Genomic DNA, 19,629 nt, shown 5'->3' with positions numbered 1-19,629 from the left:
CGAGGCCTAGTCCCCGCGAGGGCGGAACGCCTCGGCTCGGACTCCGTGGTGCAGGGCGTACCGGATCTGCTCGGCGGAGTTGCGGATCGCGTCCTCGATGATCTCGGTGGTCCGCGGGTCTTCCAACGCGCCGTTGAAGATCCGCAGCGCCGTGTCGGAGATCATGGTGAGGATCTCGTCGTGGAACGGGACGTATCGGAGCTTCTTCGTCGTCGGGTCGTTGTTGACCAGATCACGGATCATCTGCTCGATCTGGGCGTGATTCTCATCCAGCGCGTCCCGCACATTGAGCGCGTACGTGCCGACGCGGAGCACGTCGATGACCTCGTCCATCACCGCGATCGTGATCGGCTTCTTGATCGCGTCGACGATCGGGGCCGAGAAGTGCTCGATCAGCGCCGCCATGATCTTGTCGCCGAAGTAGGAGTCGGTGCGGTCCACGACCCGGGCGATCCGGCAGGCGAGGACGAGCCACAGCACGATCTGCCAGTGTCCGACCACCGGAACGATGAACGGGAAGAGCGCGGGGATCTCCCACAGGCGCGCGCGGAGATACCTCCGACCGATCCGGAATCGCAGCCAACGCCACAGGATCGCAAGACCGAGCAGGACCGAGATCGCCAGGTCGGCGCCGTACACGGCCTGTCGCAGCGTGTGGTGGTGCGGGACGTGCACGATCAGCCACGCGTTCGGGATGAGCGCGAGCCAGCAGAGCGCGACGAGGACGAAGTTCGTTGCGGTCCGGCGGTTGCCGCTGAGCTTCGCCCACACCTCGTCGGCCGTGACGGCGGCCTCCATGACAGCTGCAGAAGCCTTGTCGGTGGCCTGGGTGGTCCTGGGGCCGACGCGTCCAGCGACCTCATGGGCAAAGTCGGCCGCGGCCTCCGCCGCATGTGTAAACGGGGCTGACGGAGTGCCGGACGTCCGAGATGCGCTCATGGGGCGCAGAATATCGGGGTGCCCCTCTATCGCGACGAAGCCATCGTGCTGCGGACGCACAAGTTGGGCGAGGCAGACCGGATCATCACGCTTCTGACCCGCCAGAACGGGCGCGTACGTGCTGTCGCCAAGGGCGTACGCCGCACGACGTCGAAGTTCGGGTCGAGGCTCGAACCGTTCACCCATGTCGACCTGCAGCTGGCGGACGGGCGGAATCTCGACACCATCACGCAGGCCGAGACCCTGGCGCCGTTCGGCGCCGCGATGGGCGCTGACTACGAGCGCTACACAGCGGGGACCGCGATGCTCGAGGCCGCCGAGCGTCTGGTGACCGAGGAGCGCGAGCCTGCTGTCCAGCAGTATCTGCTGTTGGTCGGTGGCCTGAGGGCGCTGGCGGCGGGGGAGAAGGCACCGCGGGCGGTCCTCGACTCGTACCTGTTGCGCTCATTGTCGGTGGCCGGATACGCACCGTCGTTCGACGCCTGCGCTCTGTGTGGCCTCGAAGGCCCTCATCGCTGGTTCAACCCGTCGGCCGGTGGCGTGCTCTGCAGCACGTGTCGCATTCCCGGGTCGGCAACGGTTGCGGCAGAGACGCTGATCCTCCTCTCCGCGCTGCTCACCGGCGACTGGGACGCGGTGGCAGGGGCGGAGGATCGGGCGGCCCGCGAAGCCAGCGGACTGGTCGCGGCGTACCTCACCTGGCACGTGGAGCGGGGCCTGCGCTCGATGGCGTACGTCGAGCGCTCCTGATGAGCCGGCCCCGGCTGGCTAGTCTGGGCTCGCCATGACGTACCGCACACCGAATCCGCACCCCTCCGGCGCGACCCCACCGCCGATCCCGGCCGACCTCGTGCCCAAGCACGTCGCCGTGATCATGGATGGCAACGGTCGCTGGGCCAAGGATCGCGGCCTGCCGCGGACGAAGGGTCACGAGGCTGGCGAGGCTTCGTTGTTCGACGTGGTCGAGGGCGCCATAGAGCTCGGGGTCAAAGCCGTCAGCGCGTACGCCTTCTCCACTGAGAACTGGTCACGCTCGCCGGACGAGGTCAAGTTCCTGATGGGGTTCAACCGCGATGTGATCCGCCGGCGGCGCGACGAGATGCACGAACTCGGCGTGCGGGTCCGCTGGGCCGGACGCCGACCGCGTTTGTGGAAGTCCGTCATCCGCGAGCTCGAGATCGCCGAGGAACTGACCAGGGGCAACGACGTCTGCACGCTCACGATGTGCGTGAACTACGGCGGCCGCCCGGAGCTGGTCGACGCGACCCGCCGGATCGCCGAGGACGTACGCGCGGGCCGGCTCAAGCCGCGCCAGATCGACGAGGACACCATCGCGTCCTACCTGTACGTGCCGGAATGGGCCGAGGCCGACCTGATCTGGCGTACGAGCGGCGAGCAGCGGCTCTCGAACTTCATGACCTGGCAGAGCGCGTACTCGGAGTTCGTCTTCTCCGACGTCTTGTGGCCGGATGTGGATCGGCGCCATCTCTGGGCCGCTTGTGAGCAGTACGCCCGCCGCGACCGCCGCTACGGCGGCGCGCTCCCGAACCAGGTCTAGGCGGGACGTACGACCCAACCGCGTCGTGTACGCACCACTCCGATGATCCGACACACGATGTAGATCGTGAACGAGATCGTCGTGACGTACGGGCTGATCGGCAGGCTGCCACCGACTGCCAGCAGGATCCCGCCGACCGTCGCGGTCAGTCCGAACGCCATGCTCAGCAGCGGCACCTTGACCGGTGATGCAGTGACCCGCATGGCCGCCGCGGCCGGCGTGACGACGACGCTCAGGACCAGGAGCGCACCGATCACCTTCACGGCTACGGCGATCGTGATGCCGAGCAGCAACATGAAGATGGGGGAGAGCCACGCGACCGGAACCCCGCGTGCGGCGGCCAGTTCCGGGTCGATCGACGCGAACACCAGCGGCCGCCAGATCACGAGCAGTGTGGGCACCACGATCAGCGCGGCAATGATGAGCCACTTGAGCTCGGGAGCGTCGACGGCCACGATCTGGCCGGTCAACAGGCCGTACTTGTTGGCCGAGCGGCCTTCGTACAGGCTGTTGAACAACACTCCGAGCCCCAGGCCGAACGGCATCAGCACACCGATGATCGAGTTCCGATCGCGCGCTCGCGATCCCAGCGCGCCGATGATCAGGGCCGCCACGATCGAGCCCGCGATCGATCCGACGACCACGTCGATGCCGGCCAGTAGCGCTGCGGCTGCACCGGCGAAGGACAGTTCACTGACCCCGTGCACTGCGAACGGCAGGTCACGCATCATCACGAACGTCGAGATGAGTCCGCCGAGAAGGCCCAGGATTGCCGCGGCGATGATGGAGTTGTGGACGATCGAGAGCAACTGCCCGTAGTCGGTGAAGTTGAAGATCCGGTGCCATACGTCGGTCATCCGAGCGGCCCTTCCGGTTCGATGCAGTGGTCGTGGGCGTGTTCGGGTTGCTCCGGGAGACCGGCGACCAGGATGCGGTCGCCGCTGCGTACGACCTCGATCTCCGCTCCATACAACGTGCTCAGGGTCGCACTCGTCAGGACCTCGTCCACCGGGCCGACGCGGAACTGTCCGCCGGCGAGGTAGAGCACTCGGTCGACGTAGGGGAGTACGGGATTGATCTCGTGCGTCACGAAGAGCACCGCTGTCTGGCGTGCCCGCCGACGGCGGTCGATGAGGCTGGTGATCGTGCGCTGACTGGCCAGGTCGAGCGTCAGCAAAGGCTCGTCGCAGAGCAGCACGGCCGGATCGCTCGCCACCGCCTGGGCGATGCGTACGCGCTGTTGCTCGCCGCCGGACAGCTCGCCGACCGGAGCCTCGGCGAATGAGGTGGCATCAACCTCCTCCAGTGCCGCCGAGATCCGCTGGCGATCGTCGCCGCGCAGCCAGCCGGGACCCCAGCGGTGGCCGTCGAGGCCGAGGCGCACCACATCCTTGCCGCGCAGTGGCGTGATCGGATCGAGGCGCCGGTGCTGCGGCACGTAGCCGATGGCTCGACTGGCCTTGCGCGGCGGCTGACCGGCGACGAGGACCGAGCCGTGGGTGAGTGGCTGGAGCCCGAGAATGGCCCGCAGCAGGGAGGTTTTGCCGGAGCCGTTGGCGCCGAGGACGGCGATGAACTCGCCCGGCTCGACCGTCAGGTCCAGCCCGGACCACAGTGTTCGGGATCCGTACGACAGCCCGGCACCGCGGAGCTCGAGGGCGTTCATCCGACCGCCTTGATGATGGCGTCGACCTGCAAGGTCATCCAGGACACGTACGTCATCCCGGACGGGATCGTCTCGGTCACTGGGACCGTCGGGACGTTGCTGGAACCGGCCGTGGCCAGGACCTGGCTGGTCTCCGGACCGGACGTCTGGGCGTTGTAGACCAGCGCCCTGATCTGGTGGCCGCTGATCTGCTGCTTGACCTGCTGCATCACCAGCACCGGTACGCCGGAGCCCTCCTCGATCGCCTTGCTGAACGCGGTCGGGGTGATGACCCGGATGCCCATGGCGTTGAGGAGATAGACCGGGACCGGCTCGGTGATGCCGACTGACCGTAGGTGGAGCAGGTGAGTGCTGAAGAACGCACCGATGGTCGCGTCAAGGGCATCGATCTTCGCGGCGAATGCCTGCTGATTGGCCTTGTACGTAGTCGCATGAGTCGGGTCAGCCGCTGCGAGCGCGGCCTCGATCTTCGACGACATCAAGGTCACGGTCCTCAGGTCGTACCAGACGTGTTCGTTGGTCACCGCCACCGGACGCGGGTTGAGTATCGAGCCGCAACTGAGGCAGGGCCGCTCCTGGGCCACTGACGCCACCTTGACCGCGTTGATCACCGTCGCCTTCGATCCCGACGCCTTCAGCATCGTGTCCATGAAGTCGTCGTACCCGCCGCCGTTCTCGATGACGACCTTCGCGTTGGCGATCGCGAGCTGGTTCTGCGCGTCGGCCTCGTACGAGTGCGGGTCAGTTGAGGGATTGCTGATGAAGGAGGTCACGTCGACGTGGTCCCCGCCGATCTCCTGGGCGATCTCGCCCCAGACGTTCGTCGAGGCGACCAGGCGGATCCGTCCGTCCGACGCGGGGGAGGTGCCGCAGGCAGTCAGGCAGAGACCCGCGACCAGGATCAGGGCGAGGCTGAGGCGTCGGATCACGGGAACCACCTTAGTAGAAATGATGTTCATTAGCGATTCGACCATAGCCCTATTGAAAACGATTGTCACGCTGTTGGTAACGATTCCCGCTAAGATGGCTTCATGACAACGGCTCAGCGCTCCACCGTGCAGGGCACGGCGGTGCGGGACGCATTGGCGGCGCAGGACGGCTTCCGCAGCGCTCAGGACGTGTACGCCCAACTCCGCGCGGATGGTCACAAGATCGGACTCTCGACCGTCTATCGCCACCTGCAGGCGTTCACCGAGCGCGGCGTGGCCGACGCGATCCACAACCCCGACGGCGAGACCACCTACCGCTTCTGCGGCGAGGCCCACACCAGTCATCACCATCACCTTGTGTGCCGCTCGTGCGGGCGCGCCGAGGAGGTCGAGGGTCGGGCCGTTGAGCGCTGGGCCGAGGAGATCGCCACGAAGTACGGCTTCACGGCTGTTAACCACACGCTCGAGGTCTTCGGCATCTGTCCTGCCTGCGTATCCGTGGGACCGGAGTCCGACGCCGCGCCGGTAGGCTGACCGCGCATCAGACACACCGTGGACCGGCATCCAGTCGGCCGCACAGGCAGGAGTGATTTTCCGTGGCGAAGGCCCCCGCAACCAAGGTCGATCAGGTCGTTTCGCTTGCGAAGCGCCGCGGATTCGTCTACCCGTGCGGCGAGATCTACGGAGGCACTCGCTCGGCCTGGGACTACGGCCCGCTCGGCGTAGAGCTCAAGGAGAACATCAAGCGCCAGTGGTGGAAGTCGATGGTCACCCGGCGTGACGACGTCGTCGGTCTCGACTCCAGCGTCATCCTGCCGCGCCAGACCTGGGAGGCATCGGGCCACGTCGCGACCTTCAGCGACCCGCTGATCGAGTGCCTGAGCTGCCACAAGCGCCACCGGCAGGATCACCTGCAGGAGTCGTACGCGGAGAAGGCTGCCAAGAAGGGCCAGGAGATCAACCCGGACGACGTCCCGATGAGCGACGTCCCGTGTCCTGACTGCGGCACGCGCGGTCAGTGGACCGAGCCGAAGGCGTTCTCGGGCCTCCTCAAGACCTACCTCGGAGTGGTCGACGACGAGTCCGGGCTGCACTACCTGCGCCCGGAGACCGCGCAGGGCATCTTCCTCAACTTCAAGAACGTCCTGGACACCCAGCGCGTGAAGCCGCCGTTCGGCATCGCGCAGATCGGCAAGTCGTTCCGCAACGAGATCACCCCGGGCAACTTCATCTTCCGCACCCGCGAGTTCGAGCAGATGGAGATGGAGTTCTTCGTCAAGCCGGGCGAGGACGAGGAGTGGCACCAGTACTGGATCGACACGCGTCTCCAGTGGTACGTCGACCTTGGCATCAACCCGGACAACCTGCGCCTCTTCGAGCACGCCAAGGAGAAGCTGTCGCACTACTCCAAGCGCACCGTCGACGTGGAGTACCGCTTCCAGTTCGCCGGTTCCGAGTGGGGCGAGCTCGAGGGTGTCGCGAACCGTACGGACTTCGACCTGACCACGCACTCGCAGCACTCGGGCACGAAGCTCGAGTACTTCGAGCAGGCGACCGGCGAGCGTTACACGCCGTACGTCATCGAGCCGGCCGCTGGTCTCTCGCGCAGCTTGATGACTTTCCTGGTCGACGCGTACGAGGAGCAGGAGGTGCCGACCGCTAACGGTGGCACCGACGTGCGTACGGTCCTCAAGCTTGACCCGCGCCTGGCACCCGTCAAGGTCGCCGTGCTCCCGCTGTCCAAGAACGAGCAACTGTCTCCGACCGCCAAGAAGGTGGCCGCTGACCTGCGGGAACGCTGGAACGTCGACTACGACGACTCCCAGTCGATCGGCAAGCGCTACCGCCGACAGGACGAGATCGGTACGCCGTACTGCGTGACCGTGGACTTCGACTCGCTCGACGACCAGGCCGCGACCGTACGCGACCGCGACACCATGACGCAGGAGCGGATCTCGCTCGACAAGCTCGAGGCCTACTTCCTGGAGAAGCTGCCCGTCTGATCTCGTCCGCCACGGAGCGTTCGCTTCGTTGCTCTTCGGTCGGCGGCCGTCCGAGGCCGCCTTCCCTCCGGCGCCTTGCGACAGCACGCGTGGAGAACGAGATTTCAGGCTCAGGGGTCTGCGCCGTGACAATGGTCGCGTGCTGAAGATCGGACCCATCGAGCTGGAGACGCCCGTCGTCCTGGCCCCGATGGCCGGGATCACCAACGCGGCGTACCGACGCCTGTGCGCCGAACAGGGCGCAGGCCTCTATGTCTGCGAGATGATCACGTCGCGCGGCCTGGTCGAGCGCGACGCGCACACCCAGGACATGCTCGTCTTCGACGAACTCGAAACGATCCGGAGCGTTCAGCTCTACGGCACCGACCCGCACTACGTCGGTGAGGCCACCAAGATCCTGTGCGAGGAGTACGGCGTCGCGCACGTCGACCTGAACTTCGGCTGCCCAGTCCCCAAGGTGACCCGCAAGGGCGGAGGCGGCGTACTGCCGTGGAAGCGGACGTTGTTGGGTCACATCCTGGAGGCTGCCGTTGCTGCGGCCGAGCCCTACGGCGTCCCGGTCACGATGAAGACCCGTAAGGGCATCGACGACGACCACCTGACCTACATGGACGCGGGTCGGATCGCGCAGGACGCCGGCATCGCAGCGATCGCACTGCACGGCCGAACTGTCAGCCAGGCGTACTCGGGCAACGCCGACTGGGACGCGATCGCCTCCCTCAAGGCCTCACTCGACATCCCGGTGCTCGGGAATGGGGACATCTGGGAGGCCGCGGATGCGCTCCGAATGGTCGAGGAGACCGGCGTCGATGGCGTCGTCGTCGGCCGCGGGTGTCTCGGTCGACCCTGGTTGTTCCGTGATCTGGCGGACGCGTTCGCCGGTGTCGAGTCCCAGGCATTGCCGGCCCTCGGCGCGGTGGCGTCGATGATGCGCCGCCATGCGGAGCTTCTGTGTCAGCACATGGGGGAGGAGCGGGGTTGCAAGGAGTTCCGCAAGCACATCTCCTGGTATCTGAAGGGCTTCCCTGCCGGTGGCGACATGCGCCGTGATCTGGGTCTGGTGAGCACGCTCGCGGGCATCGATCGGCTGATCGCGGATCTGGATCCGTCGGCCCCGTTCCCCGCGTCCGAGCTGGGTGCCGCACGTGGCCGTCAGGGGTCGCCGCGGGACAAAGTGGTCGTCCCCGAGGGGTGGTACGACGACACCGACGGCACGGGTTGTGTCATCGCCGAGGACACCATCTCGGGTGGCTGAGGTCACACCTGCTAACCGTGTTAGCGATTTGCTAACTGGCAGTTAGCAACCTACCGTCGACGGATGACTCAACGACACCGGACTCGCCGCGGCAGCCGTCCTGACGCCCTCAAGGGCGCCATGACCGCGTTCGTGCTGCCCACCGTTGCAGCCTCAGCCGCCATGGCTGCCGTGGTCGCCGTGAGCGCGGGTGCCAACCCCGGCACCCAGACCTCCGCGACCGCACCTGCCGTCGTCCACAGCGTCACCCTCACCGCGGTGCACACGCCTCGACGTGCGGTATCCCGCTCCGACGCCCGCTCCGCACTGATGACGCCGCGGACCGCCGGACTCTCGATGGTCCCGTGCCCGAGTGACGGCGTCGAGGCCGGCCTGCAGCCCGCTGCCGTCCGCGTCCACCGCGCTGTGTGCAACGCCTTCCCGCAGATCGCCCGCTACGGCGGTCTGGGCGCTGGCGAGCACGCCAACGGCAAGGCGATCGACATCATGACGACGGACGTCGCACTCGGCTATGAGATCGCGGACTTCCTGAAGGCGCACGCCGCTGAGCTGGGCCTCTTCGACGTCATCTATCGCCAGCACATCTGGACGCCGGTACGCGCCGGAGAGGGTTGGCGCCTGATGCCGGACCGTGGGTCGATCACGGCCAACCACTTCGACCACGTGCACGTCTCGGTCAACTGAGGGCCGATAGTCTGCGCGCGTGGTCGATTTCTACGACGACGCCGCGCGGGAACGCTGGGTGGCGGAGCCTCCCAAACGCGTCAACGCGCCGGAGCGTACGCCGTTCGAACGCGACCGGGCTCGGGTCGTACACGCCGCCTCGACCCGGCGTCTGGCAGCCAAGACACAGGTCGTCGGCCCGCAGGCGGACGATTTCGTACGCAATCGGCTGACCCATTCCCTCGAGGTGGCCCAGGTCGCTCGTGACCTGTCGCGCGCGCTCAACGGTCCCCGGACCGACCAGCCCGACATCGCCGAGACGGCGGCGCTGGCTCACGACCTGGGCCACCCGCCGTTCGGGCACAACGGCGAGGAAGCACTCAACGAAATGGCTGCCGACATCGGCGGTTTCGAGGGCAACGCGCAGACACTGCGGATCCTGACCCGTCTGGAGGCGAAGACTCCCGGCGCCGGACTCAATCTCACTCGGGCGACGTTGGACGCGTGCGCAAAGTACCCGTGGGGTCTGGGGGAGCGACCCGGCTCCAAGTTCGGTGTGTACGACGCGGATCGCGATGTCTTCGCGTGGATGCGGTCCGACGCCCCTGAGCGCACCTGCGTCGAGGCACAGATCATGGATTTCGCCGATGACGTGGCGTACTCGGTGCATGACGTCGAGGACGGCATCGCTGCAGGCTGGATCGACCTGACGTCGCTCGACGAGGACGCGGTTCTGGCGGACCTGCGCGCCTGGTATCTCCCTGAGGCTGACACCGAACTCGTCACGGTGACGTTCGAACGGTTGCGGGCGGTCGGCACCTGGCCGACTGCCGCCTACACCGGCAGTAGGGACTCGCTGGGGGTCCTCAAGAACCTCACGAGCGACCTGATCGGACGCTTCTGCGCTGCAGTCCAGGAAGCGACCTTCGCAGCCACGGAAGGCCCGTACGCCCGGTATCGCGGGTCCGTGGTCGTGCCGGACGCAACGGCGGAGGAGATCGCTGTGCTCAAGGCGATCGCCGGCCACTACGTGATGCGTACGCCGGAGCGCCTCGCGGCTCACGATCGCGAGCGAGATGTGCTTCACAGCCTGAACGACACGTTGTTGGCCAGGCCGGAGGCGATGGAGCGGCAGTTCTTCGATGACTGGCAGGGCGCGGCCAACGATGCCGACAGGCGCAGGGTCGTGATCGATCAACTGGCCAGCCTGACCGATCCCGCCGCCGCAGCCTGGCACGGACGTTTGTCTCGCTGAGGGACTCGCCTCTCCACGTTGCCCATAGGATCGCCGGGTGGCCGGCCGCATTCTCGATTCCAGCATCCAGGAGGTGCGTGAGAAGGCGAAGATCGAGGACATCGTCAGCCAGTACGTGACGCTGCGCAACGGAGGTGGCGGCTCGCTCAAGGGCCTGTGCCCGTTCCATGACGAGAAGTCACCGAGCTTCCATGTCACCCCGAGCAGGGGGTATTTCCACTGTTTCGGCTGCGGTGAGGGCGGCGACGTGATCGCCTTCGTGATGAAGATCGACGCGTTGAATTTCGGCGAGACCGTCGAGCGTCTGGCCGACAAGGTCGGCGTCCAACTCAAGCGCGAGGAGGGCGGGGAACCGCAGGGTCCGCGCGGGCCCGGTCGTGGCAAGCTGGTCGAGGCCAACAAGCTCGCCTGGGAGTTCTACGCCGAGCAGTTGAATTCGGCCGACGCGTCCGTTGCGCGCAAATTCCTCAGCGATCGCGACTTCGACCGGACCGTCGCCGAACAGTTCGGTCTGGGCTTCGCGCCGACGGACGGCAAGTCCCTGCACAAGCACCTGCGCGCTCGCGGATTCAGCGACGAGGAATTGGTGGTGGCCGGGCTCTGTCGACAGAACGGCTGGGACGTCTTCCAGAGCCGGTTGCTGTGGCCCATCCGTGAGGCCGGCGGCGACGTGCTCGGATTCGGCGCCCGGAAGCTCTTCGACGACGACCGGATGGCCGGCAAGTACGTCAACACCGCCGAGACCCCGATCTACAAGAAGTCACATGTCCTGTACGGCATCGACATGGCGCGCAAGCCGATGCGCGAGACCGGACAGGCAGTGATCGTCGAGGGATACACCGACGTGATGGCGTGCCATCTCTCCGGGGTCACCACGGCGGTGGCGAGTTGCGGCACCAGTTTCACCTCCGATCACGGCCAGATCGTTCGGCGTTTCATCGCGGACTTCAAGGGCAGCCACGGCGAGGTGATCTTCACCTTCGACGGTGACAAGGCCGGCCAGGCCGCTGCCATGAAGGTGTTCAACGAGGACCAGAGCTTCTCCTCCCAGACGTACGTGGTTGTCGCGCCGGACGGCATGGACCCGTGTGACCTGCGCCTGCGCGAGGGTGAGACAGCGGTACGCGACCTCATCGCCGCCCGGAAGCCGCTGTATGAGTTCGTGCTCCGCAACCTTGTGGGTGCGTACGACCTGAACCGCGCCGACAGTCGTGTGGACGCTCTGCGTGAAGGCGCCCGTCTGGTGGCAAGCGTTCGGGATGCCAGCAAGGTCGGGGCCTTCACCCGTGAGTTGGCGTCCTTGGTGGGTGTCGACATCGACGAGGCGCGCCGAGCGGTCGGCGCGGCGGCGCGCCGGGCCAAGCCGGGCGAGACGCCCGCCGCTGCCCAGGGGACGGGTCGGGAGTCGCCGTCCCTGCGCGATCCCCGGTACGCCTACGAGCGGGAGACCCTCAAGGTTCTGCTGCAGCACCCGTTGGTCGTCGGCCGGACCACCCACGATCTGAGCGGTGTCGACTTCACCCATCCGGGCTACCGTGCGGTCTGGGAGCGCGTCGAGGAGCTCGGCGGGTTGTCCGCCGGTAGCGCGGATGCCAGTTGGGTGCCGCGTCTCTCAGACGTACCCAATCCGGCGCTCCGCAGCCTGATCGGAGAGTTGGCCGTCGACCCGATGCCAGTCGTGGGGACACCGGACGAGGCGTACGTCCTGAACTGGACGGCACGCCTCCAGGAACTCACCATCCAGCGCCAGATCGAGGACGTACGCAGTCGACTGCAGCGCGCCGAGGGCGACGCGGTCGAGGGCTTGTTCGAGGAACTCAACCAGCTGGAACGCAGACGTCGGAGCATGCGCGATCGGCTCGTGGGGGATTAGCCCTCCCGATTTAGAAGCCGCTGGAGGGTGTTGCTAGTGTTGCGCCCCGCAGCAGTGCGATCCCCGATAGCTCAATTGGCAGAGCTTCCGACTGTTAATCGGACGGTTGTTGGTTCGAGTCCAACTCGGGGAGCAGATAGCCGCCTCATGGTCACCACGAGGCGGCTTTTGCGTTCCCGCGAGTCGCTCGTCGCACCCCTGACGGATCGAAGGCAGGATGGAACGCGTTCGACCACCAGGGGGATTCGATGACTGACGCGCACGCTCGGGGCCAGCGCGTACGCGTGCGCCCGGGGCTCATCATCTTCATCTGCGTGGTGGCCGTCGCCGCTGTGCTGACGCTCGTCGAGGCGCGTCCGTTCGCACGCCACCGTGCCGACCTTTCGGGCTATCCGACCGGCGTGACCGCCGCGGGAGTCAATCTCGCCAGCGCACTGACGTCGAACAGCAACGTTCCCGCGGCGATCATGGCGGCGATCCCGCAGGTCTACGGGACCGATCCGACCCGGCCTGCGCGCTCCTACACGTCTGCTGAGCGCATGGCAGCCATTCAGAACGACACACCGCTGGGTCCGTACCAACTGGTTTACAACCACGTGTACGCGTTCGCCCGGGCGTACCAGATCCAGCCGCTGTCGTTCAACGAGATGGCGGACCCGGGGCGCAGCGGCAACTGGCTCGTGGGCGCGGCGGCAGCGGTGATTCATCGCAGGGGATTGACTGCTGAAGCGGTGAACTTCCTGGCCGGCACGACCGACCAGCCGTACTTCAACCCCCGGACCAACAACGTCGAGCAGCGGACGATGGTGCAGACCGCGGCGGGTGCCGCGGCACGTACGGCAGCCCGGCGCAACTGGGTCTCGATCCTCTCGGCTCTCCCAATCGGCGGCATCGGGTCCCGCGGAGCCAACATCTTTGACGCCGCGTTCCACTGGACCGTCGTCGGATCGCTGTCGCAGGTCTGCGGCGGTGTTCCGCTGACGTACGCCAACCCGTCTGTGATCCCGGTCCCGGGCAACTGGACCAATCCGGTGTCATCGACCAAGGTCGCCGCCGGCTTCGATGTGCTGACGCACGACGGCGTGGACCTTGCAACGACGTCCGGCGCCGCGGTCTACGCAGTGACCAGCGGTGTGGTGAGGCTCGTGGGATCGAACGCGGCGGTGGCCGCTGCGGGCGGGCCACGCTCGCTCGTGCTCTACACGGGCAACAACCTCACGTTCGCCTATCAGGACCTGGCCACGGATGTCGTCGCCGACGGCCAGCAGGTCCGGGTCGGACAACTCCTCGGCACGGTGGCATCGACGCCGACAGACCATGGCTCGTCAGGCCCGCACCTGCATTTCGGCGTCAACACCGTCCACGCGTACGCCAGCAATCACGCGACCTGGGTGGATCCGGTCGCCTTCATGCGCGCCCGGGGAGTCAACCTCGGGACCAGTGGTGGGTCCGGAGTTCACGTACTTCGGTCGCCGTCGACGTCGGTACGCACGACTGAGGCTGCGACGGCGACGCAGGGGCTGATGGATCTGTGGCAGGGCTCGCAACTGTCGACCGCGGCGACCTTGGTCAGCATTGGTCAGCGCATGAGGGTCCCCGGATGGGGGATCCAGATCGCTGTCATGACGGCGATGCGTGGTTCGAGACTCGGCGCGGAGTTGCCGGCCTCCTCAGGGGCGTCGCAGGGCGTACTCGCGCTGCCGGCGTCGTGGGGCTCGGCGAGCGCTCGCGGCAATCTCTCGACCGCGGCGCAGATGTTCTACTCACGCCTGCTCGCGGTGCCCAACTGGCAGAACGTGCCTCCGTGGGAAGCGGCCGCCAGGACCGGCGCGTACGCGAGCGCAGCGATCGAGGGCCACCGCGCCATGTGGTCAGGCGCCGGCATCATCATGAACGTGCTGGGCACCCCGGGCACGACGTCGACCTTCGGCACGGAGGCGACCGTCGGCGGCGGTTGCACCGGGGCTCCGGGATCGGGCGCACCAACCGTGAACCTCAGTGGCGGGTTCCGGATGGCGAGCTTCAACCTGCACGGCTGCACGGCCTCAGGCACGAGCGGACCGGATTCCTGCACCGGGCGCTTCACGCCGCAGTGGACTTACATCAACCAGCACGGCTTTTCCTTCGTCGGCCTCCAGGAGTTGGAGCCACCGGTCTTCCAGCTTCTCCAGGCCCGGGCGAACGCCGTCGGCAGTCACTGGGCGTTCTATCCGACAAGTCCCCAGTACGTGCACCAACAGACGACGGCTGTCCTCTGGCGCACCGACCAGTGGCAGATGTTGAGTGGATCGGCGTTCCAGATCCCCAAGTACGCGTGGACCGACTGCTCGACCGGCAAGCCGATCACCCACACGACGCCTGCGAACGAGACCCAGGTCCTGCTGCGCAACGCCGCGGGACAGAAGGTGTGGGTGATCTCGATCCACAACATCTCGACGATGGATGCCGCCGCGAACGCGCAGAACTGTCGACCGAATCCGCCGAACCCGACGTACGCCGCGTATCTGTCGAAGCTCTTCCCGTACATGCTCAGCAAGGACATGGGGGTCGAGTCCCCGGCGTTCGCGGATGCCTACGGGACCGGCATTCCGGTGGTCCTGATCGGTGATTTCAACGACGACACCGTCCTGCCGATTTGCACCATCCAGAAACTGGCACCGTCCGCCCACAGCATCTGGGATCCGATTCCTGCAGGCGGCTGCGCAAAGCCGGCGTCCACCAGAGGCCAGCCCTACGAGAAGATCATCGGCTCCGGCGGGATCAGGTTCTCCGGGACAGTCATCGATTGGTCGACCCAGACCAGCGGGATGACCTACAACGGCAAGACGTACGGCATCACCGATCACGGAGTTCCGTCGACATTGGCGACTCTGCCGTAACCTCAGGGCGTCCCTACGCTCCGGAGATCTCGTCATGGCACACCACGGCCGCCACACGGCGCCGCCTGCGAAGCGCTCGCGCCTGCACGCCGGGATGGTGCTGGCCGGGGCGGTCGGCGTACTTGTGGCCCTGGTGGAGTTGACGTTCTCGTCGTCGGGCAGGACGGTGGCGCCGCCAGTTGCCATGCCGACCTTCGCCCCGGTGATGACGGTCCATGCGGCTCCGATCAAGAAGAAGCCGGTCAAGAAGGTCATTCCGCCGGTGACGGTTCGCGTGGCGACGTTCAACCTTCTGGGCTGCGGCTTCACCTGGAACAACGGTCATCCCGGTAGTACCCCCAACACGTCGCACTACGCGCCGTGCGAGCAGCGCTTCGGCGGCATGTGGAGCTACATCAACTCGATGGGTCACTCGATCGTCGGGTTCGAGGAAGTGCAGGCGCCGGTCCAGGCGATGTTCCGTGCGAGGACCGGTCAGGGGAGCGGCTGGGGCATGTACCCGACGTCGACCTCCACCTATGAGACCGCGATCCTGTGGCGTACCGCCGACTGGCACCTGATCAAGGCCGAGGACTTCAGAACGCCGTTCTTCGCCTCCGGCAACGGCTTCAGTTATGTGACCGATCGCGCGATCCTGTTGCAGCACCGCAACGGCCGCCGCGTGTGGGTGATGGTGGCGCACCACGCGCCGAGTACGAGCCCCAACTGGTCGACCGCGCTCGGGATCGACCTGGCCACGGAGTCGGACCTCTTCCGTACGCTCCTCGCCACCCATGTCCCGGTGTTGTTCCTGGCGGACACGAATGACACGTCGAACCGAACCCTGTGTGCCTTCCAGTCGAAGGTCGCGAGCGCGCACAGCATCTATGGCCCGGCGAACTGCGCCGACCCCGGATCGCCGAACAACCAGAACATGGACAAGATCATCGGTAGTGACCACATCGACTTCAACGGCGTCCTCGAGGACTGGTCGGTGCAGAAGGCGAAGATCACCGACCACGGCAGCCCGTCGGCGTACGCGACCATCTCCGACCAGGTTCGCAAGCCCTGAGGCCGGTAAGGTCGTCCGCCGAGGGGCGGTAGCCAAGTCGGTGAAGGCAGCAGACTCATAATCTGCCGATTCGTGGGTTCGAGCCCCACCCGCCCCACTCACGACATGTTGGAAGGTTTGAGATGACGATCGACCAGACGCTGCTGGACGACCTCGAGTGGCGCGGTCTGGTCGCTGACTCCACGGATCGCGACGCACTTCGCGAGGCGCTGGCCGAGGGATTGAAGTTCTACATCGGCTTCGACCCGACCGCCCCGAGCCTGCATATGGGCAACCTGCTGCAGATCGTCACGGCCATGCGACTGCAGCGGGCGGGCCACACTCCGTACGCCTTGGTCGGCGGCGCGACCGGCATGATCGGCGACCCCCGTGACAGCGGCGAGCGCACGCTGAACTCGCTGGCGACCGTGCAGGAGTGGGTCGACCGGGTCCGTTCGCAGATCGAGCCGTTCCTGTCGTTCGATGGTGAGAACGGCGCGACCATGGTCAACAACTACGACTGGACCGCTGGCCTGTCGACGATCGACTTCCTGCGCGACGTCGGCAAGCACTTCCCGGTCAACCGGATGCTGGCGCGCGACACGGTGCGGAAGCGGCTCGAGAGCGGCATCTCCTACACCGAGTTCTCCTACGTGCTGCTGCAGTCGATGGACTTCCTCGAGTTGTACCGCGCTCACGGCGTGACGCTGCAGTTCGGTGGATCGGACCAGTGGGGCAACATCACCGGCGGCGTCGAACTCATTCGCCGGGCCGCTGGCGGTTCGGCGCACGCCTTCACCACACCGCTCGTCACCAAGTCGGACGGCACCAAGTACGGAAAGACGGAGGGCGGCGCGCTGTGGCTCGACCCACAGATGATGTCTCCGTACGCCTTCCATCAGTTCTGGCTCAACGTGGAGGACGCGAAGGTCGGCGAGTTGCTGCGGATCTTCACGTTCCGCACCCGCGCGGAGATCGAGGACCTCGAACGGCAGCAGGACGAGTCGCCCTGGCTGCGTGCCGGCCAGAAGACATTGGCCGATGACGTCACGACGTTGGTGCACGGGGCCGCCGAGACTGAGCAGGCCAAGGCGGCTGCCGTTGCACTCTTCGGCGGCGGTGAGTTGGCGGCGCTGAGCTCGGCGACGTTGGGCGCGGCGCTGACCGAGGCCGGCGTCTCCAGCATCGCGGGCGACAGCTGGTCCGTCGTCGACCTCTTCGTCTCGTCCGGGTTGGCGGCATCGCGAGGCGAGGCACGCCGCACGGTCACCGAGGGCGGCGCGTACGTGAACAACGTCCGTGTCGAGGACCCCGACGCCGAGCTCTCGCGGGCGGATCTCATCGCCGGCGAATGGCTCGTCCTGCGGCGCGGAAAGAAGCGTTTCGCGGGGGTTCGAGTCAACTAGACACGCCGTGACAGGAGAGTGTTCACGCTCACGTGTCCAAGAGAGCCCCCCGAATTTGGGTGCCACGCAACGTGTGTGTAATGTTCTCTTTGTCGCCGGGAGCGACGGGGAGCAAGACCGAGAGGTCGGGCTCCCGGCCCCCAGACAGTCACCCAAACCAACACTGGGGACGAGTGCGCTTCAATGGAAGCGTACGAGGCCTCGATGCTGCGGTGCGCGTGTGATTTTTGAGAACTCAACAGTGTGTCATAGTCGACGGATTAATTTTTAACCGTCAATCTTTTGAGATTGTCGTATGACAATTCGGACATCAAGCTATTTGCTTGTGTTTGTTTGGTCAGTATCAGTTTTTCATTTTTTTTGGAGAGTTTGATCCTGGCTCAGGACGAACGCTGGCGGCGTGCTTAACACATGCAAGTCGAGCGGAAAGGCCTTTCGGGGTACTCGAGCGGCGAACGGGTGAGTAACACGTGAGTAATCTGCCCTGCACTCTGGGATAGCCATCGGAAACGGTGATTAATACTGGATATGAGCAATCCACGCATGTGGGTTGTTGGAAAGTTTTTCGGTGCAGGATGTGCTCGCGGCCTATCAGCTTGTTGGTGGGGTAATGGCCTACCAAGGCTTCGACGGGTAGCCGGCCTGAGAGGGTGACCGGCCACACTGGGACTGAGACACGGCCCAGACTCCTACGGGAGGCAGCAGTGGGGAATATTGGACAATGGGCGGAAGCCTGATCCAGCAACGCCGCGTGAGGGATGACGGCCTTCGGGTTGTAAACCTCTTTCAGTACAGACGAAGCGCAAGTGACGGTATGTACAGAAGAAGGACCGGCCAACTACGTGCCAGCAGCCGCGGTAATACGTAGGGTCCGAGCGTTGTCCGGAATTATTGGGCGTAAAGGGCTCGTAGGCGGTTTGTCGCGTCGGGAGTGAAAACTTCGGGCTTAACTCGGAGCTTGCTTTCGATACGGGCAGACTTGAGGCATTCAGGGGAGAACGGAATTCCTGGTGTAGCGGTGAAATGCGCAGATATCAGGAGGAACACCGGTGGCGAAGGCGGTTCTCTGGGAATGTACTGACGCTGAGGAGCGAAAGTGTGGGGAGCGAACAGGATTAGATACCCTGGTAGTCCACACCGTAAACGTTGGGCGCTAGGTGTGGGGCCTATTCCATGGGTTCCGTGCCGCAGCTAACGCATTAAGCGCCCCGCCTGGGGAGTACGGCCGCAAGGCTAAAACTCAAAGGAATTGACGGGGGCCCGCACAAGCGGCGGAGCATGCGGATTAATTCGATGCAACGCGAAGAACCTTACCTGGGTTTGACATGCACTAGACGCAGGCAGAGATGTCTGTTCCTTTTTGGCTGGTGTGCAGGTGGTGCATGGCTGTCGTCAGCTCGTGTCGTGAGATGTTGGGTTAAGTCCCGCAACGAGCGCAACCCTCGTCCTATGTTGCCAGCACGTAATGGTGGGGACTCATAGGAGACTGCCGGGGTCAACTCGGAGGAAGGTGGGGATGACGTCAAGTCTTCATGCCCCTTATGTCCAGGGCTTCACGCATGCTACAATGGCCGGTACAGACCGCTGCGATCCCGCGAGGGTGAGCGAATCGGAAAAAGCCGGTCTCAGTTCGGATTGGGGTCTGCAACTCGACCCCATGAAGTCGGAGTCGCTAGTAATCGCAGATCAGCAACGCTGCGGTGAATACGTTCCCGGGCCTTGTACACACCGCCCGTCACGTCACGAAAGTCGGCAACACCCGAAGCCGGTGGCCTAACCCGTAAGGGGGGGAGCCGTCGAAGGTGGGGCTGGTGATTGGGACGAAGTCGTAACAAGGTAGCCGTACCGGAAGGTGCGGCTGGATCACCTCCTTTCTAAGGAGCACACACCATTTGAGTTCATCACCAACAGTGGTGGTGGCTGCGTGGGTGTTCACTAGTGGAACCGTCGATGAACGATCAGTTGAACTGCTGGTCCCTGGTGAGTACAACCAAGATTCTTCACAGCTTGCTGTGGGGTGAGGAGTGGAAAGCGTTGATGGGGGTTGAGCGCGGCTGGTTTTGACACACTGTTGGGGTTCTGAGAAATCACACGGAACCCATACCTGGTAGTGGCTTTGTGGGGCCAGATCGCCGGCGGATTCGCCGGTTGGGTCCTTCAGGGTTGCTGGTGT

At 65.4% G+C, this 19,629-nt stretch carries 15 protein-coding genes, 2 tRNA genes and 1 rRNA gene; 14 read left to right on the top strand and 4 right to left on the bottom strand.

The features are described from left to right. Nucleotides 1–6: 6 nt before the first annotated feature. Complete coding sequence (locus KCTC_RS01830) at nucleotides 7–939, bottom strand: hypothetical protein (RefSeq protein ID WP_125566220.1); 933 nt, start codon at nucleotides 937–939, stop codon at nucleotides 7–9. A gap of 18 nt (nucleotides 940–957) precedes the next feature. Between KCTC_RS01830 and recO the strand changes: the two genes are divergently transcribed. Next, the gene (recO, locus tag KCTC_RS01825) at nucleotides 958–1,689 is read left to right on the top strand and encodes a DNA repair protein RecO (RefSeq protein ID WP_125566218.1); all 732 of its coding nucleotides are present in this window, start codon (nucleotides 958–960) and stop codon (nucleotides 1,687–1,689) included. A 34-nt stretch (nucleotides 1,690–1,723) separates the two neighbouring features. Beyond that, entirely contained in the window at nucleotides 1,724–2,497 is a 774-nt protein-coding gene (locus tag KCTC_RS01820) for an isoprenyl transferase (protein ID WP_125566216.1), read from the top strand. Here the strand turns inward: KCTC_RS01820 and KCTC_RS01815 are convergent. The 3 genes from KCTC_RS01815 to KCTC_RS01805 are packed head-to-tail and all read right to left on the bottom strand — an operon-like array spanning nucleotide 2,494 to nucleotide 5,092. Further along, the gene (locus tag KCTC_RS01815) at nucleotides 2,494–3,354 is read right to left on the bottom strand and encodes a metal ABC transporter permease (RefSeq protein WP_125566214.1); all 861 of its coding nucleotides are present in this window, start codon (nucleotides 3,352–3,354) and stop codon (nucleotides 2,494–2,496) included. The genes KCTC_RS01820 and KCTC_RS01815 overlap by 4 nt on opposite strands. Then, the gene (locus tag KCTC_RS01810; protein WP_125566212.1) at nucleotides 3,351–4,163 is read right to left on the bottom strand and encodes a metal ABC transporter ATP-binding protein; all 813 of its coding nucleotides are present in this window, start codon (nucleotides 4,161–4,163) and stop codon (nucleotides 3,351–3,353) included. The genes KCTC_RS01815 and KCTC_RS01810 overlap by 4 nt, the downstream gene beginning before the upstream one ends. Further along, nucleotides 4,160–5,092 carry a metal ABC transporter solute-binding protein, Zn/Mn family gene (locus tag KCTC_RS01805; RefSeq protein WP_197715225.1) on the bottom strand — a complete coding sequence of 311 codons (933 nt, stop codon included), beginning with the start codon at nucleotides 5,090–5,092 and terminating at the stop codon, nucleotides 4,160–4,162. The genes KCTC_RS01810 and KCTC_RS01805 overlap by 4 nt, the downstream gene beginning before the upstream one ends. Nucleotides 5,093–5,194: 102 nt before the next feature. Between KCTC_RS01805 and KCTC_RS01800 the strand changes: the two genes are divergently transcribed. The 12 genes from KCTC_RS01800 to KCTC_RS01745 all read left to right on the top strand — a co-directional run bounded on the left by KCTC_RS01800 (nucleotide 5,195) and on the right by KCTC_RS01745 (nucleotide 19,330). Beyond that, on the top strand, nucleotides 5,195–5,626 hold the full coding sequence (locus tag KCTC_RS01800) for a Fur family transcriptional regulator (RefSeq protein ID WP_125566210.1): 432 nt from the start codon (nucleotides 5,195–5,197) through the stop codon (nucleotides 5,624–5,626). A 62-nt stretch (nucleotides 5,627–5,688) separates the two neighbouring features. After that, nucleotides 5,689–7,095 (top strand): glycine--tRNA ligase, encoded by a 1,407-nt coding sequence (locus tag KCTC_RS01795; protein ID WP_125566208.1) that lies wholly within the window; start codon nucleotides 5,689–5,691, stop codon nucleotides 7,093–7,095. Between the two features lie 139 nt (nucleotides 7,096–7,234). Then, complete coding sequence (gene dusB, locus KCTC_RS01790) at nucleotides 7,235–8,350, top strand: tRNA dihydrouridine synthase DusB (protein ID WP_125566206.1); 1,116 nt, start codon at nucleotides 7,235–7,237, stop codon at nucleotides 8,348–8,350. Between the two features lie 63 nt (nucleotides 8,351–8,413). Further along, nucleotides 8,414–9,034, top strand: coding sequence for a hypothetical protein (locus tag KCTC_RS01785; RefSeq protein WP_125566204.1), 621 nt, complete (start codon nucleotides 8,414–8,416; stop codon nucleotides 9,032–9,034). A 19-nt stretch (nucleotides 9,035–9,053) separates the two neighbouring features. Then, nucleotides 9,054–10,268, top strand: a complete 1,215-nt coding sequence (locus tag KCTC_RS01780; RefSeq protein WP_125566201.1) for a deoxyguanosinetriphosphate triphosphohydrolase — start codon at nucleotides 9,054–9,056, stop codon at nucleotides 10,266–10,268. Nucleotides 10,269–10,305: 37 nt separating this feature from the next. After that, the gene (gene dnaG / locus KCTC_RS01775; RefSeq protein WP_125566199.1) at nucleotides 10,306–12,141 is read left to right on the top strand and encodes a DNA primase; all 1,836 of its coding nucleotides are present in this window, start codon (nucleotides 10,306–10,308) and stop codon (nucleotides 12,139–12,141) included. A gap of 60 nt (nucleotides 12,142–12,201) precedes the next feature. Further along, nucleotides 12,202–12,274 (top strand) — tRNA-Asn (locus tag KCTC_RS01770). Between the two features lie 115 nt (nucleotides 12,275–12,389). Beyond that, nucleotides 12,390–15,020, top strand: coding sequence for a M23 family metallopeptidase (locus tag KCTC_RS01765; protein ID WP_125566197.1), 2,631 nt, complete (start codon nucleotides 12,390–12,392; stop codon nucleotides 15,018–15,020). 34 nt (nucleotides 15,021–15,054) lie between these two features. Beyond that, nucleotides 15,055–16,071 carry an exonuclease/endonuclease/phosphatase family protein gene (locus tag KCTC_RS01760; RefSeq protein WP_125566195.1) on the top strand — a complete coding sequence of 339 codons (1,017 nt, stop codon included), beginning with the start codon at nucleotides 15,055–15,057 and terminating at the stop codon, nucleotides 16,069–16,071. A 22-nt stretch (nucleotides 16,072–16,093) separates the two neighbouring features. Further along, a tRNA-Ile gene (locus KCTC_RS01755) sits at nucleotides 16,094–16,168 on the top strand. Nucleotides 16,169–16,193: 25 nt separating this feature from the next. After that, nucleotides 16,194–17,456, top strand: a complete 1,263-nt coding sequence (tyrS, locus tag KCTC_RS01750; protein ID WP_125566193.1) for a tyrosine--tRNA ligase — start codon at nucleotides 16,194–16,196, stop codon at nucleotides 17,454–17,456. 357 nt (nucleotides 17,457–17,813) lie between these two features. Beyond that, nucleotides 17,814–19,330: ribosomal RNA gene (locus KCTC_RS01745) — 16S ribosomal RNA — on the top strand. The last annotated feature ends 299 nt before the right edge of the window (nucleotides 19,331–19,629 follow it).

It is taken from the genome of Nocardioides baekrokdamisoli (assembly GCF_003945325.1).
GTDB lineage: Bacteria > Actinomycetota > Actinomycetes > Propionibacteriales > Nocardioidaceae > Nocardioides > Nocardioides baekrokdamisoli.
This window is presented reverse-complemented; position numbering and strand designations above follow the sequence as displayed.

Excerpts from the sequence above, each read along its gene's own strand:
- KCTC_RS01830 (WP_125566220.1), bottom strand. The coding sequence starts at position 939 with ATGAGCGCATCTCGGACGTCCGGCACTCCGTCAGCCCCGTTTACACAT.
- KCTC_RS01820 (WP_125566216.1), top strand. The coding sequence starts at position 1,724 with ATGACGTACCGCACACCGAATCCGCACCCCTCCGGCGCGACCCCACCG.
- KCTC_RS01815 (WP_125566214.1), bottom strand. The coding sequence starts at position 3,354 with ATGACCGACGTATGGCACCGGATCTTCAACTTCACCGACTACGGGCAG.
- KCTC_RS01810 (WP_125566212.1), bottom strand. The coding sequence starts at position 4,163 with ATGAACGCCCTCGAGCTCCGCGGTGCCGGGCTGTCGTACGGATCCCGA.
- KCTC_RS01800 (WP_125566210.1), top strand. The coding sequence starts at position 5,195 with ATGACAACGGCTCAGCGCTCCACCGTGCAGGGCACGGCGGTGCGGGAC.
- KCTC_RS01785 (WP_125566204.1), top strand. The coding sequence starts at position 8,414 with ATGACTCAACGACACCGGACTCGCCGCGGCAGCCGTCCTGACGCCCTC.
- KCTC_RS01765 (WP_125566197.1), top strand. The coding sequence starts at position 12,390 with ATGACTGACGCGCACGCTCGGGGCCAGCGCGTACGCGTGCGCCCGGGG.
- KCTC_RS01760 (WP_125566195.1), top strand. The coding sequence starts at position 15,055 with ATGGCACACCACGGCCGCCACACGGCGCCGCCTGCGAAGCGCTCGCGC.
- tyrS (WP_125566193.1), top strand. The coding sequence starts at position 16,194 with ATGACGATCGACCAGACGCTGCTGGACGACCTCGAGTGGCGCGGTCTG.